The organism is Alistipes sp. UBA1686 (assembly GCF_002320215.1).
GTDB lineage: Bacteria > Bacteroidota > Bacteroidia > Bacteroidales > Rikenellaceae > Alistipes > Alistipes onderdonkii.
Genome location: NZ_DCKA01000009.1, coordinates 1 through 327 on the forward strand (window position 1 = coordinate 1; position 327 = coordinate 327).

The 327-nt window shown below is 53.8% G+C and carries 1 rRNA gene (only partly in view); it reads left to right on the top strand.

What is annotated here, in order from left to right:
* Window positions 1–327 (top strand): 23S ribosomal RNA (locus B3C38_RS02280); its annotated part runs 353 nt beyond the window's last position; the annotation flags it as partial.

Consider the following 327-nt stretch of genomic DNA (forward strand, 5'->3'; position numbering starts at 1 on the left):
ACGGCCCTTTGATTATTTGAGTTCTAACTCGTGTATGCGAGGACACTGTTCGGTGGGTAGTTTGACTGGGGTGGTCGCCTCCAAAAGAGTAACGGAGGCTTCCCAAGGTACCCTCAGCACGAATGGTAACCGTGCGTAGAGTGCAATAGCATAAGGGTGCTTGACTGTGAGACCAACAAGTCGATCAGGTGCGAAAGCAGGGTATAGTGATCCGGTGGTTCTGCGTGGACTGGCCATCGCTCAAAGGATAAAAGGTACTCCGGGGATAACAGGCTGATCGCCGCCAAGAGCTCATATCGACGCGGCGGTTTGGCACCTCGATGTCGG